The sequence below is a fragment of the Pseudomonas sp. HY2-MNA-CIBAN-0224 genome, from assembly GCF_040310285.1.
GTDB lineage: Bacteria > Pseudomonadota > Gammaproteobacteria > Pseudomonadales > Pseudomonadaceae > Aquipseudomonas > Aquipseudomonas helleri.
Map to the genome: position 1 here is coordinate 1 of NZ_JBEOPQ010000043.1, position 15,644 is coordinate 15,644.

A 15,644-nucleotide genomic window follows, 5' to 3' on the forward strand; every position below is an offset into this window, starting at 1 on the left:
CTTAAAAGATCGCGTGGCCAGCTCGCTCCTTCGCGATCTTTTGATCTTTAAAAGATCGCGAGGCAAGCTCGCTCCTACAGGGGCTGGCAGGATCAAAAAAATACCCCGTGAAGGCCGGGCCTTCACGGGGTATCGGGACAACCGTTTAACGCTTAACCATGCATGTACAGCGTTGCGTGTTGCACCAGTTCCAGCATCGGTTGTGGGTATACGCCCAGTACGAACACCAGAATCGAAACCGCCAGTAGCATCACGCCACCTGCTTTCTGCTCCCAGTTCAGCGGAGCATCGTGGCGATGCAGTTTCGGCTCGACCAGGTACAGGGTCACCATCACACGCAGGTAGTAGAACACGCCAATGGCGCTACCCAGGATCAGGGAACCGACCAGCCACCATTGGTGAGCTTCAACGCCGGTCGCAATGATGTAGAACTTGCCGATAAAGCCAGCGGTCAGCGGGATACCGGCCAGCGACAGCATCATTACGGTCAGTACGGCGGTCATGTACGGACGGCGCCAGAACAGGCCGCGGTACTCGTACAGTGCGTCTGCGTCACGGCCTTTGTACGGCGACGACATCATGGTGATGACGCCGAATGCACCGAGGCTGGTGAGCACGTAAGTGATCAGGTACACGCCGATCGCTTCAACGGCCATGCCTTTGCTCGCAATCAGGGCGATCAGCAGGTAGCCAAAGTGGGCGATGGATGAGAAACCCAGCAGACGCTTGAGGTTGTTTTGGGTCAGGGCCAGCAGGTTACCGAACAGGATCGAAGCAATCGCGATCACGGTCAGTACGTCGCTCATCACACCGGTAGTCGCGGCCGGGGAGATCTGGAACAAACGCACGATGACGGCAAACACGGCAACTTTCGAAGCGGTGGCCAAGAAAGCCGCCACAGGCGCCGGAGCACCTTCGTACACGTCTGGCGTCCAGAGGTGGAACGGTACCAGCGACAGTTTAAAGGCCAGACCCACCAGCATCATGCCCAGACCCAGCTGTGCGATGGCGCTTGGCGCGCCTGTCGACGCCAGGGCGTGGCCGATACCGCTGAAGCTCAGGCTACCGGCTTCGGCGTACAGCAGGGCCATACCGAACAGCAGGAACGCAGAACCTGCTGCTGACAGCACCATGTACTTGATGCCGGCTTCCAGCGAACGCTTGTTGAAGAAGGCGTAAGCCACCAGGCCGTAGACTGGAACCGAGAGCAACTCCAGGCCGATGAACAAGCTCGCCAGGTGTTGCGCGCTCACCAGCACGATACCGCCAGCCGCAGCCAGCAGGATCAGCAGGTAAAGCTCTTCGCGGTTGCCCGGGTAGCCGGTGCCGCCTTCGCCCAGGTAAGCATGGGCGAGAGTGACACAAGCCAGGGTCGAGACCAGGATCAGCCCGGTGTACAGATAGGCAAAGTTGTCCATCATCAACAGCGGGGTGACAGCCAGCGGTGCCACTTTCAATGCCGGGAAAATCGACAGCAGTGCCAGGTTAAGACCCGCCACCGAAAGCAGGAAGGTCTGTGAGTGATTGCGGCGCCACGCGATTGCCAGCATCACCACCACAACGGTGAGGCTGGTAATCAGCAGTGGAGCAAGCGCGATAAAGTGTTGGATCGTGAATTCCATAGCGCTCTTACCGGGCCGAAGCGAGTTGAGTGAAGGCGGTGCCGAGCCATTGCTGCACGCCATGCATGGTCGCAGCAGAGGTATCGAGGAACGGTTGCGGGTACACGCCGATGAAAATCAGCAGTACCGCCAGACCGAGCACCATGATCAGTTCACGAGCATCCATGCCGGCCAGTACCGCGTCCGATTTGGACGGGCCGAAGTAGGCGCGGTGAATCATGATCAGCGAGTAAACCGAACCAAACACCAGACCGGTTGTTGCAATGGCCGTGACCCAAGGGAAGCTGGCGAACGAGCCCATCAGAATCAGGAACTCACCCACGAAGTTACCGGTGCCTGGCAAGCCCAGCGACGCGGCAGCAAAGAACAGGCTGATGGCCGGCAAGTAAGCGATTTTCGACCACAAGCCACCCATTTCACGCATGTCACGGGTGTGCAGGCGCTCGTACAGCTGGCCGCTGAGGATAAACAGCGCCGCTGCCGAAACACCGTGCGCGAGCATCTGGATCACTGCGCCTTGCAATGCCAGCAGGCTACCGGAGTAGATGCCGATCAGGACGAAGCCCATGTGCGAAACGCTGGAGAACGCGATCAGACGCTTGATATCGGTTTGTGCGAAGGCCAGGAAAGCGCCGTAGAAAATCCCGATCAGACCCAGGGTCATGGCGATCGGCGCAAACTCGGCCGAGGCATTCGGGAACAGCGGCAAGGCGAAACGCAGCAGACCATAAGCAGCGGTCTTGAGCAGGATACCGGCCAAGTCGACCGAACCTGCGGTAGGTGCCTGGGCGTGAGCGTCCGGCAACCAGGAGTGGAACGGTACAACCGGCAGTTTCACCGCAAACGCAATGAAGAAGCCAAGCATCAGGATGTACTCGGTGGTGAGCGACATCTTGGTTTTCAGCAACTCGGCGTAGCTGAAGGTCAGCACACCGGTTTCATTGTAGTTAACCAGCACCAGGCCCAGGATCGCCACCAACATGATCAAGCCGGAAGCCTGAGTGAAGATGAAGAACTTGGTCGCGGCGTAGATACGGGTTTTCTTACCGTCGGATGAGCTGTGACCCCAGAGCGCGATGAGGAAGTACATCGGCACCAGCATCATTTCCCAGAAGAAGAAGAACATGAACAGGTCGATGGCGAGGAACACGCCAACTACGCCGCCCAGGATCCACATCAGGTTCAGGTGGAAGAAGCCTACGTGACGCTGAATTTCTTTCCAGGAACACAGTACCGACAACACGCCCAACAGGCCGGTCAGCAGGATCATCAGCAGCGACAGGCCGTCCAGCGCCAGGTGCACGCTGATGCCGAAGCGCTCGATCCAGGTGTGCTGGAACTCAAGCGCCCACGCCGGGGCAGCGCCCGGGTTCGGTGCCAGATGGTAGTCCCCGTGCGCCCACAGCCAAAGGCCAAGGGCAAGTTCGAGGGACATGGTCAGCAACGCAATCCAGCGTGGCAGGGTAGGGCCGAAGCGCTCACCCAGCCAGCACAGCAGGCCGCCGATAAAGGGGATCAGGATTAGCCAAGGCAGAATCATGACGGGCTCAATTCCTTTCGCAATGTCGAAGGTTCATATCAGACCGCTACCAGTACGATGGCGCCCATGACCAGTACAGCACCGGCGGCCATGGAAGCAGCGTACCAACGCAGTTGACCGGTTTCGCTGCGGCTCAGGGCGTTATGCCCGGCCTTGGCCATCTGCGGGATCAAACCAATGGTCTGGTCCAGCGGATCTTTGCGCAGCACGCGGCAGATCAACAGGTACGGTTTGACGAACAGTTTGTCGTACAGCCAATCGAAGCCCCAGGCAGCGAACCACCAGGCCGAGAGGAAGCGACCGATGCCGCTATTGGCAACAGCGGTAACGAAACGACGTTTGCCCAGGTACAGCAGAGCCGCGAGCAGGATACCGGCCAGGGCAATGGCACCCGAGGCGATTTCCAGGCTGTGTTTGGCTTCGCCGCCTGCATGGCCAACGCTTTGTGGCAGTACGCCAGCCAACGGAGGCGTGATCAGGGCGCCGATGAAGGTCGACAGCACAATCAGGATGCTCAGTGGCAGCCAGTAGGTTACGCCGTGGCCTGCGTGGGCTTCAGTCTTGGCTTCACCGTGGAAGGTGACGAAGATCAGACGGAAGGTGTACAGCGAGGTCATGAACGCACCGGCCAGACCGGCATACAGCAGACCGCTGTGACCGCTGGCGAAAGCTTCCCAAAGAATTTCGTCCTTGGAGTAGAAGCCTGCTGTCAGCAATGGCAAGGCCGACAAGGCCGCGCCGCCGACGATGAAGCTGGCGTAAGCCAGTGGCAGTTTTTTCCACAGGCCGCCCATCTTGAAGATGTTCTGCTCGTGGTGGCAGGCAACAATCACCGCACCCGATGCAAGGAACAGCAGGGCCTTGAAGAAGGCGTGGGTCATCAGGTGGAAGATCGCCCCGTCCCAGGCGCCAACGCCCAGCGCCAGGAACATGTAGCCGATCTGGCTCATGGTCGAGTAGGCGAGGATACGTTTGATGTCGGTTTGTACCAGCGCTGCGAAACCTGCCAGCACCAGTGTCACACCGCCGACGATGCCGACCAGGTGCAGCACTTCAGGGGCCAGGGTGAACAGGCCGTGGGTCCGCGCGATCAGGTAAACACCGGCGGTTACCATGGTTGCGGCGTGGATCAGTGCCGAAACAGGTGTCGGGCCCGCCATCGCGTCTGCCAACCAGGTTTGCAGGGGCAGTTGCGCCGATTTACCGACCGCACCACCCAGCAGCATCAGGGTCGCCAGAACGATCCAGAAGTCACCGGTCTGGAATTTCTGCGGCGCCAGCACCAGCAGTTCCTGAATGTTCAGTGTGCCCAGTTGCTGGAACAGGATGAACAGGCCGATGGCCAGGAACACGTCACCGATACGGGTCACGATAAAGGCTTTGAGTGCGGCGTTACCGTTGTTGCGGTTGCTGTAGTAGAAACCGATCAACAGGTAAGAGCACAGGCCCACGCCTTCCCAACCGAAGTACACGAACAGCAGGTTATCGGCCAGGATCAGGAACAGCATGCTGGCGATAAACAGGTTGGTGTAGGAGAAGAAGCGCGAGTAGCCGTCTTCACCGCGCATGTACCAGGAGGCAAACACGTGGATCAGGAAGCCCACGCCGACAACAACGCCGAGCATGGTCACTGCCAGGCCGTCGAGGTACAGGGTGAAGCTAGGCTTGAAGTCGCCTACCGACATCCACTGCCACAGCACTTGGCTGTAGTGGCCGCCTTCAGGTGGCGCAACGTTGAATTGCCAGATCACGTACGCGGCAACGATGGCCGACAGGCCAATGGAGCCGACGCCGATCAGTGCCGAGAGGTTTTCGCTGAAGCGTCCACGGGAGAACGACAGCAGCAAAAAGCCGATCAGGGGGAATACGAAAGTCAGAAAGAGAAGGTTCATCCGCGCATCTCACTGGCAGCATCGATATCAAGCGTGTGGAAGCGGCGATACAGTTGCAGCAGGATCGCCAGGCCAATACTGGCCTCGGCAGCTGCCAGGGTGATCACCAGGATGAACATCACTTGTCCATCCGGCTGCGCCCAACGTGCACCGGCAACAATGAACGCCAGTGCCGCGGCGTTCATCATGATTTCCAGACTCATCAATACGAAGAGAATGTTACGGCGAACCATCAGTCCAACCAGACCGAGGCAGAACAGTACGCCTGCTACCGCAAGCCCGTGTTCCAAAGGTATTCCAGGCATCTTATTGCTCCTTCGCCTCAGTGCGGCCCAAGTGGAACGCCGTCACCGCTGCAGCCAGCAGCAGCATCGAGGCGAGTTCGACCACCAGCAGATACGGGCCGAACAGGCTAATGCCCACGGCTTTTGCATCAATGGTGGTTTGACCGATAGCCGCGCCGCTCTGGTGAGCGAACAGCACATACAGCAGTTCAGCCAGCAGCAAGGCCGACAGAATGCTCGGGCCAACCCATATGCCGGGCTTGAGCCAGTGGCGTTCTTGCGTCACCGAGGCCGGGCCCTGGTTGAGCATCATCACCACGAACACAAACAGCACCATGATGGCACCGGCGTAGGCGATCACTTCGAGCACACCGGCAAACGGTGCGCCGAGGCTGAAAAAGGTCATCGCTACGGCAATCAGCGAAATAATCAGGTAGAGCAGGGCGTGCACAGGGTTGGTGTTGGTGATCACGCGTAGCGTGGACACGACAGCGACACCCGATGCGAAATAGAAAGCGAATTCCATCGTTCTTCCTTAAGGCAGCAAGCTCTTCACGTTGATCGGCTCGGCTTCGTTCTGGGCAGCGCCTTTCGGCTTGCCTTCTACGGCCATACCCGCAACACGATAGAAGTTGTAATCAGGGTTCTTGCCCGGGCCGGAGATCAGCAGATCTTCCTTCTCGTAAACCAGATCCTGACGTTTGAACTCGGCCATTTCGAAATCCGGTGTGAGCTGGATCGCGGTGGTCGGGCAGGCTTCCTCACACAGACCGCAGAAAATGCAGCGTGAGAAGTTGATGCGGAAGAACTCCGGATACCAACGGCCATCTTCGGTTTCGGCTTTTTGCAGCGAGATGCAGCCTACCGGGCACGCTACGGCGCACAGGTTACAGGCTACACAACGCTCTTCGCCGTCCGGGTCGCGGGTCAGGACGATTCGGCCACGGTAACGCGGTGGCAGATAGACCGGTTCTTCCGGGTATTGCAGCGTGTCACGCTTGCGGAAGGCATGGCCAAACACCATCACCAAGCTGCGAAGCTGGGTGTAGGTGCCATGCACGATGTCAAACAGGTACTTGAACATGGGTCTCTATCCTCACTGAACCGCGACTGCAGGCGTGTTCATCAACACGATTGCAGCGGTTACCAGCAAATTGATCAGGGTCAGCGGCAGGCAGAACTTCCAGCTGAAATCCATCACTTGGTCATACCGTGGACGCGGAATAGAAGCGCGCAGCAGGATGAAGATCATGATGAAAAACGCGGTCTTCAGGGCGAACCAGATAAACGGGATCTGCGGCAGGATGCCGAAAGGCCCGTGCCAGCCACCGAAGAACAAAGTCACCAGCAACGCCGAGATCAACACGATCCCGATGTACTCACCGACGAAGAACATGCCCCATTTCATGCCGGCGTATTCAATGTGGTAACCATCGGCCAGTTCCTGTTCTGCTTCTGGCTGGTCGAAGGGGTGACGGTGAGTCACAGCGACGCCAGCGATGAAGAAGGTCAGGAAACCGAAGATCTGCGGAATGATGAACCACAGGTTTTGCGCTTGATATTCAACGATGTCGCGCATGTTGAACGAGCCAACCTGCACCACGATGCCCATCAGCGACAGGCCCATGAACACTTCGTACGACACGGTCTGCGCCGAAGCACGCAAGCTGCCGAGCAGGGCGAACTTGTTGTTACTGGACCAGCCAGCGAACAACACCGCGTACACCGATAGGCCGGCCATGGCGAAGAAGAACAAGATACCGATGTTCAGATCCGCCACGCCCCAGGTCGGGGTGATCGGGATAATCGCAAAGGCGATGAGCAAAGCGCTCATGGCCACAACCGGTGCCAGGGTGAAGATCATCTTGTCGGCAAACGGAGGGGTCCAGTCTTCCTTGAAGAACATCTTGATCATGTCGGCGGCGATCTGAAACGCGCCGAACGGGCCTACGCGGTTCGGGCCGTAACGGTCTTGCCAGAGGGCGAGCAAACGACGCTCGACCCAGCTCAGCAGCGCGCCGCACACCACCACGGCGAGCAGGATCACGATGGCCTGCACCACCGTGATGATCACGTCGATCACTTCAGGCGTAAACCAGCTCATTGGGCTGCCTCCTGCAAACCGTCAACGGTAAGGCCAAAGATAGCCGGCGGAATACCTGGCAGACCGGCTGGCAATGCCACCAGACCTGCACCCAGCTCTTCATTGATACGCAGCGGCAGACGCAGGGTCAGGCCCGCCACGTTCAAGCTCAGCAGCGCACCGTCGTTGACACCCAGACGGTCGGCTTCGGACTTGGCCAGGGCCACGTAGGCGGCAGGGATACGCTCTTGTACCGGCGCGGCTTTCGAAGAGTTCTCTTCGCTGCCCAGCAGGTGATAGAACGGCACCACTTGCCAGGTGCCACGTGCCGGGTTGAACGCGCCCGGAATGTTGGCGGACCAGCTCAGTGCATCACCTTTGCTTTCGATCAGGCGGGTGCCCGGGTCGCCAGCGCGGATGTGACCACCAACTTCGTCCTGGAACTTGTTCCACGCTTGTGGCGAGTTCCAGCCCGGCGACCAGGCGAACGGCACTTGTTTACGCGGTTCTACCGAGCCCGAGTAACCTTCCATCGAGAACGCGAACGCGGTGTCCGGGTCTTGTGGAATACGTGGCTCGTGCACGCTGATGTTGGCGCGCATGGCTGTGCGGCCGCTGTAACGCAGCGGTTCACGGGCCAGTTTCAAACCTTTGATACGGAACGCAGCGGACGGCGCAGCATCAACGATCTGGGCCAGTTCCGGGGTGCTGGCGGCGGTGGCCTGAGTCACGTGGTCGAGCAGGGTCCAGTCAACCGGCTTGTTCAGCAGGGTGCTGCGCAGGGCGTGCAGCCAGCGCCAGCCTTCGTGGATCAAAATGCTCGAGTCCAGGTAGCGCGGCTCGTAGACCTGGAAGAAGCGCTGGGCGCGGCCTTCCTGGCTGACCAGAGTACCGTCGCCTTCGGCGAAGCTGGCCGCTGGCAGAACCAGGTCAGCGCGGTCTGTGGTCGCGGTCTTTTGATGATCGGCAACGATGACGACTTTGGCAGCGTCCAGTGCCGCATTGACCTTGATCGCGTCAACACGGGTGAACAGGTCGTTTTCCAGCACCACGATGGCATCGGCTTTGCCGTCGATAACGGCTTGCAGCGCCGCATCAACCGAATCACCGCCGAGCATGGCCAGGCCGAGGCTGTTGGCCTCTGGCACCACCAGGCTGATGGAGCCGGCTTTCTCACGCAGGTGCAGAGCTTTGGCGATGTTGCCTGCGGCTTCGATCAGGGCCTTGGAGCCTAGCGAAGTACCGGCCACGATGAGTGGGCGTTTGGCTGCGAGCAGGGCGTCAGCGATGCGCTGGGCCAGCTCAAGGGCTTCGGCGTCCAGGCCCGGTACGGCCGGTGCGCTGGCGTCAATGGCGTGAGCCACGGCGAAACCGATGCGCGCCAGGTCTTCAGGGGCAGCGTGTACACACTCTTCAGCCACGTCATCGAGCTTGGTTTCAGCCAGGCTGGCGATAAACAGCGGGTTCAGCGCGTGCTGGCCGATGTTTTTCACCGCAGCGTCGAGCCAAGGCTGAACGCGCATGGCGTCGGCCATGTCTTCAGCTTTGCCCTTGACCGATTGACGCAGCGACAGCGCCATACGGGCGGCGGTCTGGGTCAGGTCTTCACCCAGCACGAACACGGCGTCGTGATCTTCGATCTCGCGCAGGTTAGGCACTGGCAGCGGGCTGTCTTTGAGTACTTGCAGCACCAGGCGGATGCGCTCCAGCTCAGCGGCTTCGATGCCGGAGTAGAAGTGCTCGGCGCCGACCAGCTCAAGCAACGCGTAGTTACTTTCGAGGCTGGCACGTGGCGAACCGATACCGACGATGTTGCGACCGCGCAGCAGTTCAGCCGCTTTGTCCAGCGCCGCGTCGAGGCCCAGTTTGGTGCCGTCGGCCAGCAGCGGCTGACGTGGACGGTCGGTGCGGTTGACGTAGCCATAGCCGAAACGGCCACGGTCGCACAGGAAGTACTGGTTCACCGAACCGTTGAAACGGTTTTCGATGCGGCGCAGCTCGCCATAACGTTCGCCCGGGCTGATGTTGCAGCCGCTGGAGCAACCGTGGCAGATGCTTGGCGCGAACTGCATGTCCCACTTACGGTTGTAGCGCTCGGAGTGAGTCTTGTCGGTGAACACACCGGTCGGGCAGACCTCGGTGAGGTTGCCGGAGAACTCGCTTTCAAGCACGCCGTCTTCAACGCGACCGAAGTACACGTTGTCGTGAGCGCCGAACACACCCAGGTCGGTACCGCCTGCGTAGTCTTTGTAGTAGCGCACGCAGCGATAGCAGGCGATGCAGCGGTTCATCTCGTGAGCGATGAACGGGCCGAGTTCCTGGTTCTGGTGGGTACGCTTGGTGAAGCGATAACGGCGCTCGTTGTGGCCGGTCATCACGGTCATGTCTTGCAGGTGGCAGTGACCGCCTTCTTCGCACACAGGGCAGTCGTGCGGGTGGTTGGTCATCAGCCATTCGACGACGCTGGCGCGAAACACTTTCGCTTCTTCGTCTTCGATGGAAATCCAGCTTCCGTCAGTGGCCGGGGTCATGCAGGACATGACGATACGACCACGGGTGTCGTTCTCGTCGGTGTACTGCTTGACTGCGCACTGGCGGCAGGCGCCGACGCTGCCCAGGGCAGGGTGCCAGCAGAAATACGGAATATCGAGTCCTAGCGACAAACAGGCCTGTAACAGGTTGTCTGCCCCATCGACTTCGAGCTCTTTGCCGTCTACGTGGATAGTGGCCATGGTTCAAAGTTCTTCGTTGGCCCGGTGTCAGCGGGCGTGGCTAATGGAATCTTGTTATGCGTTCGAATCAACACAGCCTTTACGGCGTCATCGAACGATCAAAGGGTGGTACGGACCACCCTCAGTCAAAGCGTTACGCGCCGATTACAATCGGGCGAGCCAGCGGTACGGCGCCAGGTTTTGCTTGCGCAATACCGGCTTCGAACTCTGGACGGAAGTACTTGATCGCGCTGCCCAATGGCTCCACGGCGCCCGGTGCGTGAGCACAGAAGGTTTTGCCTGGGCCGAGGAAACCGACCAGACCCAGCAGGGTCTCGATATCGCCGGGCTGACCTTCGCCTTTCTCCAGGGCCATCAAGAGCTTGACGCTCCATGGCAAACCATCACGGCAAGGGGTGCAGAAACCGCACGATTCACGGGCAAAGAACTGTTCCATGTTGCGCAGCAGGGAGACCATGTTGACGCTGTCGTCCACCGCCATCGCCAGGCCCGTACCCATACGGGTACCGACTTTGCCGATGCCGCCGGCGTACATTTGTGCGTCCAGGTGCTCTGGCAGCAGGAAGCCGGTACCGGCGCCGCCTGGCTGCCAGCACTTGAGCTTGAAGCCGTCGCGCATGCCACCGGCGTAGTCTTCGAACAGCTCGCGTGCGGTGACGCCGAACGGCAGTTCCCACAGGCCAGGGTTCTTCACTTTGCCGGAGAAGCCCATCAGCTTGGTGCCGTGGTCTTCGCTGCCTTCGCGGGCGAGGGATTTGTACCAGTCAACGCCGTTGCCAATGATGGCCGGTACGTTGCACAGGGTTTCTACGTTGTTCACGCAGGTCGGCTTGCCCCATACGCCCACAGCGGCCGGGAAGGGCGGCTTGGAACGCGGGTTGGCGCGACGGCCTTCGAGGGAGTTGATCAGTGCGGTTTCTTCGCCGCAGATGTAACGCCCGGCGCCGGTGTGCACGAACAGTTCGAAGTCAAAGCCCGAACCGAGGATGTTCTTGCCCAGCAGGCCGGCTGCCTTGGCTTCTTCGACCGCACGACGCAGGTGCACGGCGGCGGTGGTGTATTCACCGCGCAGGAAGATGTAGCCACGGTAGGTTTTAAGCGCGCGAGCACTGATCAGCATGCCTTCGATCAGCAGATGGGGCAGTTGCTCCATCAGCATGCGGTCTTTCCAGGTGTTGGGTTCCATTTCATCGGCGTTACACAGCAGGTAACGGATGTTCATGGATTCGTCTTTAGGCATCAGCCCCCACTTCACGCCCGTGGGGAAGCCCGCACCACCACGACCCTTGAGGCCCGCGTCTTTCACGGTCTGGACGATATCGTCCTGCGCCATGTCCGCGAACGCTTTGCGCGCCGCCGCGTAGCCGTCTTTGGCCTGATACTCGTCGAGCCATACAGGCTCGCCGTCGTCACGCAGGCGCCAGGTCAGCGGGTGGGTTTCTGCCGAACGCGCAATGCGGTTGGCAGGGCCGAAAGAAGTCAGGGTCATGGGTAGCCCTCCAACAACGTAGCGACGCCAGCAGGCTGCACGTCACCGAATGTGTCGTCGTCGATCATCAACGCCGGCGCCTTGTCGCAGTTGCCCAGGCAGCACACCGGCAGCAGCGTGAAGCGGCCGTCCGGAGTGGTCTGACCCAGGCCGATGCCCAGCTTGCTCTGGATTTCGCCGACCACGGACTCGTGACCACCGATGTAGCACACCATGCTGTCGCACACGCGAATGATGTGGCGGCCCACCGGCTGACGGAAGATCTGGCTGTAGAACGTGGCCACGCCTTCAACGTCGCTGGCAGGGATGCCCAGCAGTTCGCCGATGGCGTATACCGCGCCATCCGGCACCCAGCCGCGTTCCTTCTGAACGATCTTCAGGGCTTCGATCGACGCTGCGCGTGGATCTTCGTAGTGATGCATCTCGTGCTCGATGGCCGAGCGCTCGGTTTCGCTCAGGGCGAAACGGTCTGTCTGGATAAGCGTGCTGTTCATGCTTAGCGGTCCACGTCGGCCATAACGAAATCGATACTCCCCAGGTACGCAATCAAGTCCGCGACCATTTCGCCTTTGATCACCGAAGGGATCTGCTGCAAATGGGCGAAGCTCGGGGTGCGAATCCGGGTGCGGTAGCTCATGGTGCCGCCATCGCTCGTCAGGTAGTAACTGTTGATGCCCTTGGTCGCTTCGATCATCTGGAAGGATTCGTTGGCCGGCATGACCGGGCCCCACGAAACTTGCAGGAAGTGCGTGATCAAGGTCTCGATGTGCTGCAGCGTGCGCTCTTTAGGCGGCGGCGTGGTCAGCGGGTGATCCGCCTTGTACGGGCCGGCGGGCATGTTGCGCATGCACTGCTCGATGATTTTCAGGCTCTGACGCATTTCTTCGACACGCACGATGCAGCGGTCGTAGGCATCGCCGTTGGCTGCCAGCGGAACTTCGAATTCGAAGTTCTCGTAGCCGGAGTACGGACGCGCTTTACGCACGTCGAAGTCGCAGCCGGTGGAACGCAGGCCAGCACCGGTGACGCCCCATTCCAGGGCCTCTTTGGTGTTGTACTGGGCGACGCCGATGGTACGGCCACGCAGAATGCTGTTGTCCAGTGCGGCTTTTTGGTATTCGTCCAGACGCTTTGGCATCCACTCGACGAATTCCTTGACCAGACGCTCCCAGCCATTTGGCAGGTCGTGGGCAACGCCACCGATGCGATACCAGGCCGGGTGCAGGCGGAAACCGGTGATGGCTTCGATCACTTTGTAAGCGCGCTGACGGTCGGTGAAGGTGAAGAACACCGGGGTCATGGCGCCCACGTCCTGGATATAGGTACCCAGGAACAGCAGGTGGCTGGTGATACGGAAGAACTCGGCCATCATGATGCGGATGGTGTCGACCCGGTCCGGCACCTTGATCCCGGCGAGCTTCTCGACCGAGAGCACGTAGGGCAGGTTGTTCATCACGCCACCGAGGTAGTCGATACGGTCGGTATACGGGATGAAACTGTGCCAGGACTGGCGCTCGGCCATCTTCTCGGCACCACGGTGGTGGTAGCCGATGTCTGGCACGCAGTCGACGATCTCTTCGCCGTCCAGTTGCAGAATGATGCGGAAGGCACCGTGAGCCGAAGGGTGGTTCGGGCCCAGGTTGAGGAACATATAGTCCTCGTTTTCGCCGGAACGCTTCATGCCCCAGTCTTCAGGGCGGAAGCGCGCGGCTTCTTCTTCCAGCTGTACTTTGGCCAGGGTCAGGCTGTACGGATCGAACTCGGTCGCACGCGCCGGGAAGTCCTTGCGCAGCGGGTGACCTTCCCAGGTCGGCGGCATCATGATGCGCGACAGGTGCGGGTGGCCTTTGAAGTCGATACCGAACATGTCCCAGACTTCACGCTCATACCAGTTGGCATTTGGCCAGATACCGGTGATGGTCGGCAGGCTGAGGTCGCTCTCGGACAAGGCAACCTTGATCATTACGTCACTATTACGCTCAAGCGACATCAGGTGGTAGAAGACCGTGAAGTCTGCACCCGATGGCAAGCCCTGACGCTTGGTGCGCAGACGTTCGTCCACACCGTGCAAGTCATAGAGCATGACGTAAGGTTTTGGCAGGTTGCGCAGGAAGGTCAGTACTTCAACCAATTTTGCGCGGGTAACCCAAAGCACCGGCATGCCGGTGCGTGTGGCCTGTGCGGTGAACGCTTCAGGGCCAAAACGGGTATTGAGTTCGACAACCACATCCTGGTCGTCAGCCTTGTAAGGCGGGATGTACAGAGCGGAGCCTGTAGTCATGGTTTTTTTATCGCTTTCGTTCAACGTAAAGAATGAAGCCAGTGTTTCGTTCTATGTATAGAAGCGGCGCTGGATCAGACTTCGTCGGGGCTGCGCAGGTTAGTGACCTGAATACGCTGTTCGCGGCGCTGTTCCTTTTGGGACGGCATCTTGGCGCGGTACACGCCTTGTTCACCGACAACCCAGGAAAGTGGGCGACGCTCCTGGCCAATCGACTCTTGCAAGAGCATCAAGCCTTGCAGAAAAGCCTCTGGGCGGGGTGGGCAGCCTGGCACGTAAACGTCCACGGGCAGGAACTTGTCGACCCCTTGAACCACGGAGTAGATGTCGTACATGCCACCGGAGTTGGCGCAAGAACCCATGGAGATAACCCACTTAGGCTCAAGCATTTGCTCATAGAGACGCTGAATGATCGGCGCCATCTTGATGAAGCAGGTACCGGCAATAACCATGAAATCCGCCTGACGCGGCGATGCCCGGATCACTTCGGCGCCAAAGCGCGCGATGTCGTGGGGCGCTGTGAAGGCGGTTGTCATTTCCACGTAGCAGCACGACAAGCCGAAGTTGTACGGCCACAAGGAGTTTTTACGCCCCCAGTTGACCGTGCCGTTCAGCACGTCTTCCAGCTTGCCCATGAAAATGTTTTTGTGGACTTGATCTTCTAACGGATCGGCAACGGTTTCCCGATTGCCGATCGGGTATTGCTCGTTAGGAGCATCCGGGTCGATCCTGGTGAGTTCGTATTGCATTGCCAAAGCCTCATTGTTTCAGCTTGGCCTGCCGCTTACGACGAGCTTCCGGTGCCCAATCAAGAGCACCCACCCGAAATAGGTAGACAAGGCCTGCCAACAGAATTGCTATGAAAACGAGAGCTTCGACGAATCCGGTCCAGCCGCTTTCGCGAACAGACACAGACCATGCAAAGAGAAAGAGGGCTTCGATATCGAAGATCACGAACAGCATCGCGACCAGATAGAATTTTGCAGAGAGCCGCAAGCGGGCGCCACCGGTAGGCAGCATGCCGGACTCGAACGGTTCATTTTTGCTGCGGCCCCAGGCTTTTGACCCAAGGAGGCTGGAGACGCCGAGCATGAAGGCGCAGAGGCCGACAACGCCGAGAAGGAAAATGGCAAAGCCCCAGTTGTGGGCTATGAGTCCTGTCGCTTCGGGCATGCTGGAAATCCTTAACAGAGAGCAAAGGTCTCTGAGCTTAAAAAGGTAATAAAGCAGTGACGATATGTCGCAGCGCTATTGATTGCCGGGATTTTATGGCTAAACACCCAGCAAGTAAATTTTCTAAGATGAATTAATTCAATCCTTTAGTGGTATAGCACTCCTCAAAGTCTGCGCAGGCCTTGTGTTCCGTGGATTACAGCGTGTTTCAAGGATTATGTTTTACGGCGCAGGTAATCAACAAAAGCAACTCTAAATGATAATTAATATCGTTTAAGGGCTGCGATGTTGTGACGCAGTACGGTTAACCCGTTGAACTTGGCTTATATAGACGCACTTGGCAAGTTTTGAACTTGGCTTTGTAACCTGCTTCACGTTTCAGTTTATGGATCTGGGTCAGGGTTTTCGTGAATGCTCACCCCTCTGTAGGAGCGAGCTTGCCTCGTGATCTTTAAAAGATCAAAAGATCGCGAGACAAGCTCGCTCCTACAGGGTTGTTCGGGCACACAAAAAAACGCCCCGAACCAGTCGGGGCGCCAATCACTGAG

13 protein-coding genes are annotated in these 15,644 nt (G+C 59.0%); all 13 read right to left on the reverse strand.

The window, feature by feature from the left end; translation table 11 throughout:
* Nucleotides 1-152: 152 nt before the first annotated feature.
* Nucleotides 153-1,622, reverse strand: a complete 1,470-nt coding sequence (nuoN, locus tag AAEZ03_RS17985; RefSeq protein WP_350580410.1) for an NADH-quinone oxidoreductase subunit NuoN — start codon at nucleotides 1,620-1,622, stop codon at nucleotides 153-155.
* A 7-nt stretch (nucleotides 1,623-1,629) separates the two neighbouring features.
* Nucleotides 1,630-3,162, reverse strand: a complete 1,533-nt coding sequence (nuoM, locus tag AAEZ03_RS17990; protein ID WP_048387732.1) for an NADH-quinone oxidoreductase subunit M — start codon at nucleotides 3,160-3,162, stop codon at nucleotides 1,630-1,632.
* Between the two features lie 38 nt (nucleotides 3,163-3,200).
* Nucleotides 3,201-5,054 carry an NADH-quinone oxidoreductase subunit L gene (nuoL, locus tag AAEZ03_RS17995; RefSeq protein WP_350580412.1) on the reverse strand — a complete coding sequence of 618 codons (1,854 nt, stop codon included), beginning with the start codon at nucleotides 5,052-5,054 and terminating at the stop codon, nucleotides 3,201-3,203.
* Nucleotides 5,051-5,359, reverse strand: coding sequence for an NADH-quinone oxidoreductase subunit NuoK (nuoK, locus tag AAEZ03_RS18000; protein ID WP_003446970.1), 309 nt, complete (start codon nucleotides 5,357-5,359; stop codon nucleotides 5,051-5,053). The genes nuoL and nuoK overlap by 4 nt, the downstream gene beginning before the upstream one ends.
* 1 nt (nucleotide 5,360) lies before the next feature.
* The gene (gene nuoJ, locus AAEZ03_RS18005; RefSeq protein ID WP_048368555.1) at nucleotides 5,361-5,864 is read right to left on the reverse strand and encodes an NADH-quinone oxidoreductase subunit J; all 504 of its coding nucleotides are present in this window, start codon (nucleotides 5,862-5,864) and stop codon (nucleotides 5,361-5,363) included.
* Nucleotides 5,865-5,873: 9 nt separating this feature from the next.
* On the reverse strand, nucleotides 5,874-6,422 hold the full coding sequence (gene nuoI / locus AAEZ03_RS18010; RefSeq protein ID WP_016780194.1) for an NADH-quinone oxidoreductase subunit NuoI: 549 nt from the start codon (nucleotides 6,420-6,422) through the stop codon (nucleotides 5,874-5,876).
* 12 nt (nucleotides 6,423-6,434) lie between these two features.
* Nucleotides 6,435-7,442: an NADH-quinone oxidoreductase subunit NuoH gene (nuoH, locus tag AAEZ03_RS18015; RefSeq protein ID WP_048368554.1), complete on the reverse strand. Its 1,008-nt coding sequence runs from the start codon at nucleotides 7,440-7,442 to the stop codon at nucleotides 6,435-6,437.
* Nucleotides 7,439-10,153, reverse strand: a complete 2,715-nt coding sequence (gene nuoG / locus AAEZ03_RS18020) for an NADH-quinone oxidoreductase subunit NuoG (RefSeq protein ID WP_048368553.1) — start codon at nucleotides 10,151-10,153, stop codon at nucleotides 7,439-7,441. The genes nuoH and nuoG overlap by 4 nt, the downstream gene beginning before the upstream one ends.
* Nucleotides 10,154-10,286: 133 nt before the next feature.
* Nucleotides 10,287-11,642, reverse strand: a complete 1,356-nt coding sequence (gene nuoF / locus AAEZ03_RS18025) for an NADH-quinone oxidoreductase subunit NuoF (protein ID WP_048387736.1) — start codon at nucleotides 11,640-11,642, stop codon at nucleotides 10,287-10,289.
* The gene (nuoE, locus tag AAEZ03_RS18030) at nucleotides 11,639-12,136 is read right to left on the reverse strand and encodes an NADH-quinone oxidoreductase subunit NuoE (protein ID WP_048368551.1); all 498 of its coding nucleotides are present in this window, start codon (nucleotides 12,134-12,136) and stop codon (nucleotides 11,639-11,641) included. The genes nuoF and nuoE overlap by 4 nt, the downstream gene beginning before the upstream one ends.
* Before the next feature lie 2 nt (nucleotides 12,137-12,138).
* The gene (gene nuoC, locus AAEZ03_RS18035) at nucleotides 12,139-13,923 is read right to left on the reverse strand and encodes an NADH-quinone oxidoreductase subunit C/D (RefSeq protein ID WP_048368795.1); all 1,785 of its coding nucleotides are present in this window, start codon (nucleotides 13,921-13,923) and stop codon (nucleotides 12,139-12,141) included.
* A gap of 74 nt (nucleotides 13,924-13,997) precedes the next feature.
* Complete coding sequence (locus AAEZ03_RS18040; protein ID WP_350580418.1) at nucleotides 13,998-14,672, reverse strand: NuoB/complex I 20 kDa subunit family protein; 675 nt, start codon at nucleotides 14,670-14,672, stop codon at nucleotides 13,998-14,000.
* 10 nt (nucleotides 14,673-14,682) lie between these two features.
* Entirely contained in the window at nucleotides 14,683-15,096 is a 414-nt protein-coding gene (locus tag AAEZ03_RS18045; protein WP_003446990.1) for an NADH-quinone oxidoreductase subunit A, read from the reverse strand.
* Nucleotides 15,097-15,644: the final 548 nt, after the last annotated feature.